Consider the following 5,184-nt stretch of genomic DNA (forward strand, 5'->3'; position numbering starts at 1 on the left):
TCATGAGCTCGCATGCGGTCGAGGGAATCCGGCTGGATATGAAGGTGGATACATATCCCGTGTCAATAAACGTCGCCATGCCGGCGGGGCTGGTCGTGAACGAATTGCTGACCAATTCACTAAAGCATGCCTTCCGGGGGCGCGACGGCGGCACGATAACGCTGCACAGCGTCGTCGATGGCGACGGCTGCCGGGTTATAGTGGCGGACGACGGAATCGGCCTGCCGGAAGGCGAGGTGTGGCCCAAGCCAGGCAAGCTCGGAGCGCTGATCGCGCGATCGCTGACCGAGAACGCCAAGGCGCAGTTAGCTGTCGAGTCCAGCGCCAACAAAGGGACGAAGGTGACCATCGTTTTCAAACGGTCGGCGGCAGCAAGCTGAAAGACTGCTGTCGAACATAAAGGGCTAGCGGCTGGCTCATGTCGCGGCTTTGAGCAGGTGCCCGCAAATAGGCCCGGACGCGCTTCGCGGCCTGCTTCGTATGATCGAAATCTTCAATCGAAGGGCCGCCAGCTGCATTCCGCGGGAGAAGCAGGATGGAGTAAGCCGGGCGTTTCCCTCGCTTGGCTGGTCCAGCGTGACCGGCTTCAAGACAGCGGCAGGTAGCGCAGCGAATATTCTCTCTCAGCTCCATTGTTCGCCAACAAGACTGCTTGTTCCCGCAACACCATTTTGCCGGAGTTCCGCAGCCCGGGACCTGAGCGGAATTTACACCATTGCGGTCGATTGGCCGATGCTCGCCAAGCCTTGACAATTGTTCTATGCTCTCCTTGGCACGGCATGGTGGTGATTGCGACACGGAAGGCTGTTGTCCTGGTGGGGGTTCAATGTTCGAAGTCGTCGGAGACTGGCGGAAAACGGGCTCGAGAAGCTGGTTAGCCCTAAACACCCTTGGCTTGTTCGTCGCGCTATCGGTGCTGTTATTGCCTGGGCTGGAAAGCGCGAATGCACAGACGAATTGGACACTCGACCCGACGGCCTCCGTGCTCACCTACCAGTCGGTCAAGAAGAACACGATCGTCGAAACCAACAAGATCAGGAACATAGCCGGCACTCTTTCGTCGACGGGTGAGGCCAAGATCACGTTCGACCTCAACTCTGTCGACACGGGTGTCGACCTTCGCAATGTCCGCATGCGGTTCCTTTTCTTTGAGACATTCAAGTACCCGTCCGCCGAACTGACCGCAAAAGTTGACCCTGGCGCATTTGCCGACCTGGCGACCAAGCGAAGGGTCAAGGCAGTGCTGCCATTCCGCCTCAACCTGCACGGGGTCGACAAGGATTTCGAGGCCAATATCGTCGTGACCATGATCAGCGACAGCATGGTCTCCGTCGCTTCGGAGACGCCTGTTGCCGTACATGTCGAGGATTTCGGACTGCTGCCGAATGTCGACAAGCTACAGCAGGCCGCCAATGTGACCAACATTGTCCCGACCGCTTCCGTGTCTTTCGATTTCGTTTTCAACGCCGGCGGCAGCAAGCCCGCGGCCGTGCAGACGATCGCTGCAAGTACTGCCGACGTCGGGCCCGTCGCCACCGATGCCGCGAAAGCGAATTTCAGTGATGAGGAGTGCCTCAACCGGTTCGCGGTGCTCTCCCGCACTGGGGCCATCTACTTTCGGTCGGCGAGCGCGCGGCTCGACAACCAAAGCCGTCCGCTGCTGGCAGAGGTGGTTGGCGTGGTCGGCAAGTGCCCGGGCCTGAAGGTAGAGGTTTCCGGCCACACCGATTCCGATGGTTCGCCTGTAACCAACAAGCTGCTGTCGGAGCGCAGGGCCCAGGCCGTTGCCGATGCCATTGTTGCCGCGGGTATTGCACGAACGCAGATCACGGCAACCGGGTATGGCGAGGAGCGGCCCGTTGCGACCAACGATACGCCGAAGAACAAGGCGCTCAACCGGCGGATCGAGTTTTCCGCCACCAAGCTCGTCAACTGAGGAAGGGCCTTTGTTCCGGCGGGGCTTCGATCTGATTGCTTGGTTTATTGGTGTCCTAGGCGCGATCGGGCTGGTGATGCTCGCGCTGTTGTTGACCTTGACGGCGGCCAACGCCGAACGCCGTGTTGCTCTGGTCCTTGGCAACTCCCAGTATCAGCATGCGCCGGCGCTGACCAACCCGGTACACGACGCGCAGGCTGTTGCCGAACGTCTCAAAAACCTGGATTTTGACGTCGTCTCCGGTTTCGATCTGACCAAATTGCAGACCCAGACGACGATTGCGCAGTTCGCAAAGCAGGTTCGCGGCGCCGACATTGCCCTTTTCTTTTACGCCGGCCACGGTTTGCAGGTTTCAGGCAGCAACTACCTGCTTCCGGTCGATGCCGCATTGGAAGACGAGACCTCGCTTGATTTCGAGGCGGTGCCTGTCGAGTTCGTTTTGCGGCAAATGTCGCGCGAGACCAGTATAAGACTGATTTTCCTCGATGCCTGTCGCGACAATCCCCTGGCCGAAGTGTTGGCAAAGGCCGCCGGCGTCAAGGGAGCGAGAAGCGGGCTTGCCGAAATCCCGATCGAGAATGGCGGTGCGGGTACGCTGGTCGCCTTTTCCACCAGTCCCAATCAGGTCGCCTATGACGGATCGAGCGAACATTCGCCATTCACGTCCGCGTTGCTTGCCCATATCGGGGCTTCGAACATCTCGATCACCGACGCGATGAACATGGTCACCGCCGATGTTTTCAAAGCAACCGCCGGCAAGCAGCGCCCGTGGATCAATGTCTCGCTGACCACCGAGGTCGTTTTGCACAGAGTCGATCTCAACGCGCCGCTGATCGTCGGCGAAGCGACGGCTCCGCAACAAGCGGAAGACGGCTCGGATGGGCGTAACGCCACCGCAAATTCGTCAGGCGACGATGAGGCACAGCTTGCGCTTAATGTCCTGCGGCAGAAAATCCCGAAACTGGCTTCGGACGATCCGATCTTTTTCGACCGACCTATCTATTTTGGAGATCCAGCAATCGACGGCAAGAGTATCGCCGAGCTGATCACGGGCAAGCCGCTCTTCACTCCCGTGGAAGGGCTCGACAAGGCGGTGTGGGAGGGCAAGCACTGCAACGGCTGCCATGAGTGGAGTGAGGATCGGCTATGCGAACAGGCGAAAAATTTCGCCGCCAACGATGTCTCCGTTCTACGCCTGCAACATCCGCTTGGGACACGCTTCAAGGTGGCGCTGGCCAAATGGGCGCAAGGCGGCTGCAAGTGAGATCTGGGCCCTTCGGTTCGAACACCCCTGGCCAAACAAGACGATGGAGCTGCGTCTATTGGAATGGTTCGGGTCTAATATGCATCCGCCGATTGGCGCTGCGCCTCGATGTCGGCCAACTGGAGGCCCATTTCGACAAAGGCGGAGAGAACGGCAAAGCGGTCCGCCAGTGCGACGCGCGCCAGCCCTGCTAGAACACCGGCATTGACTGCATGGGCGGCAGGATGTCGCTGCAAGGCCGTTGGCGCGGCTGCGCCGACGACAGATCCGGCAACGCCAAAACCATTGTCACCCCATTCCGCAGCCAAGGCAATCCAGGCGCCCGGCGTTGCCGGCGGGGTTGCCGCAGCCTCGCTCACTGCGGCGCGATGGCCGGGACTGTCCGGTTCGCTGACCCAGTCGCGAACAAGCGCGAGCAGCTCTTGATCTGCCTTATCGAGCAGTTCGCTCAGATGCCCCAGGCATTCATGGGCCCACCAGACCGCAGCCCGATCAGGAAGCAGGTAGGCACAAAACGTGATCGCCTCTTCGGGAATGGGCCCGGCGAGGAGATCGCGGCAAAACTCGATCGAACGCTGCTCGGTTGGAAGGGCTCTCATGTCTCTGGCGACAGCGGGACAAGCCACAAAAAGATCCCGTGCCGTTTTGAATCGGAGCCCATTGGCCATGACGCCACGCTTTCATCGAGGACCAGTCGGTACTCAAGCCCCCGGCGTGGCGCCGGTCAAGTCTCAACTCGTGGTGACGGAGATCGGCCGACACAGCCACAGGCTCGTCGTTTATTGACAGACAAGTGCGTGGGAATTCGGTATATTCACGCTTGGTAATATCGGATGCTCAACAGGAGTAACCGCTATGCGGTGGGCCAGTTTACCCTTGGTGTTGGCGGTCGTGGCTTTCTCGACCCATGTTTCCGCCGACCCTATCCAGAAATCAGAAGACATCGTCAAGTTTTTTGCTGGCGCGGCCGACCTCGGCAAGTCTCGGGGGATTTGTGTCGGCACCGAGGAGCAGTGCAAGACCAAGGCAAAAGACGGGCCGGCCGACAAATCCAGTCTCGACATGCTGATCAATTTCGGGCTGGATTCGGCCGAACTCGACGCGACCGCACGCGCTGAACTCGAGGAGTATGCCAAGGCTCTGAAGGACAGCCGGATCAGTACTTTCCACTTCGTCGTCGAAGGCTACACCGACGCTTCCGGTCCGGAGCACTACAATGAGCGGCTGTCGCAGCGACGAGCGCAGTCGGTGACGTCCTTCCTCACATCCAGTGGCATCGAGGCTGACCGCATCAACGCAATCGGGTTGGGCGAAACGCATCCGCGTAGCTCCAATCCATACGACGCCGTCAACCGCCGCGTGGAAATGCGTATAAAGGCCGAGTAGCGTACGCTGGTGCATGCCGCCAGAAACTGTGCAGCAGTGCGTCAGGAACTGCGCGGCAAGCCCAGCGGCAGGCCAGGCGAATAGGCTTGGAACGACCCCGGTCAGTTCTTGAGCACGCGGCCCACCATCACACCGGAGCAGGATCCGTCCGCCGCACCATGGTCTTGCGCAACCGCTGTTTCTGAACGACCTGTTGTTGTTGCGACGTTTCTGCGTCACCCGACCGCTGGGTGCGGACGCTCTGCGCAACCTGCTTTTTCGGCTGCGTTGCACGGGCTTGATCGGCGCATATCCGGCACGCACGGCTCCATCATCGGATCTGTCTGAACCTCGAGGAATGCCAATTGCTCGCGCGTCAGATACGTGGTCGGCGGAAGACCATTCTTCCCTTGCCAGATGCCGATTGCCCGGCGGGTCTGCGGACCTATGTTTCCGTCTATGCGGCCCAGTCCGTTGCCCAACCCCTCGATGCGCAGTTGCAGGTCGATGCGGCTCTGGCGGTCAAGACAGATCGAGTTGTGTGCGTCAAGTTCTGCAAAATGGCGTGGCATTGCGGTGACGTCGGCGTGTCCGCCGCGCAGCCCCCGTGTTTAGCGGA

The 5,184-nt window shown here is 60.0% G+C and carries 7 protein-coding genes; 5 read left to right on the forward strand and 2 right to left on the reverse strand.

Translation table 11 applies throughout. The features are described from left to right. From NKJ55_RS34980 to NKJ55_RS34990, 3 genes are all read left to right on the forward strand, one after another. On the forward strand, positions 1 to 380 hold a 380-nt coding region (locus NKJ55_RS34980; protein ID WP_352453867.1), incomplete at its 5' end, for an ATP-binding protein. Positions 381 to 826: 446 nt separating this feature from the next. Then, the gene (locus NKJ55_RS34985) at positions 827 to 1,936 is read left to right on the forward strand and encodes an OmpA family protein (protein ID WP_352453868.1); all 1,110 of its coding nucleotides are present in this window, start codon (positions 827 to 829) and stop codon (positions 1,934 to 1,936) included. A 10-nt stretch (positions 1,937 to 1,946) separates the two neighbouring features. Then, positions 1,947 to 3,200, forward strand: a complete 1,254-nt coding sequence (locus NKJ55_RS34990) for a caspase family protein (RefSeq protein WP_352453869.1) — start codon at positions 1,947 to 1,949, stop codon at positions 3,198 to 3,200. Positions 3,201 to 3,274: 74 nt separating this feature from the next. Here NKJ55_RS34990 and NKJ55_RS34995 read toward each other — a convergent pair whose 3' ends face one another. Further along, on the reverse strand, positions 3,275 to 3,799 hold the full coding sequence (locus NKJ55_RS34995; protein WP_352453870.1) for a DUF6931 family protein: 525 nt from the start codon (positions 3,797 to 3,799) through the stop codon (positions 3,275 to 3,277). Positions 3,800 to 4,091: 292 nt separating this feature from the next. Here NKJ55_RS34995 and NKJ55_RS35000 point away from each other — a divergent pair, with 292 nt between their 5' ends. Then, entirely contained in the window at positions 4,092 to 4,586 is a 495-nt protein-coding gene (locus NKJ55_RS35000) for an OmpA family protein (RefSeq protein WP_502904548.1), read from the forward strand. Between the two features lie 215 nt (positions 4,587 to 4,801). Here the strand turns inward: NKJ55_RS35000 and NKJ55_RS35005 are convergent, their stop codons facing one another. Continuing rightward, on the reverse strand, positions 4,802 to 5,047 hold the full coding sequence (locus NKJ55_RS35005; protein ID WP_352453872.1) for a peptidoglycan-binding domain-containing protein: 246 nt from the start codon (positions 5,045 to 5,047) through the stop codon (positions 4,802 to 4,804). On the opposite strand from NKJ55_RS35005, the gene NKJ55_RS35010 reads away from it, so the two are divergent. Next, the coding region (locus NKJ55_RS35010) for a hypothetical protein (protein ID WP_352453873.1) at positions 4,931 to 5,184 on the forward strand (254 nt) is incomplete at its 3' end. The two genes, NKJ55_RS35005 and NKJ55_RS35010, sit on opposite strands and share 117 nt — an antisense overlap.

It is taken from the genome of Mesorhizobium sp. M0106, assembly GCF_040322715.1.
GTDB lineage: Bacteria > Pseudomonadota > Alphaproteobacteria > Rhizobiales > Rhizobiaceae > Mesorhizobium.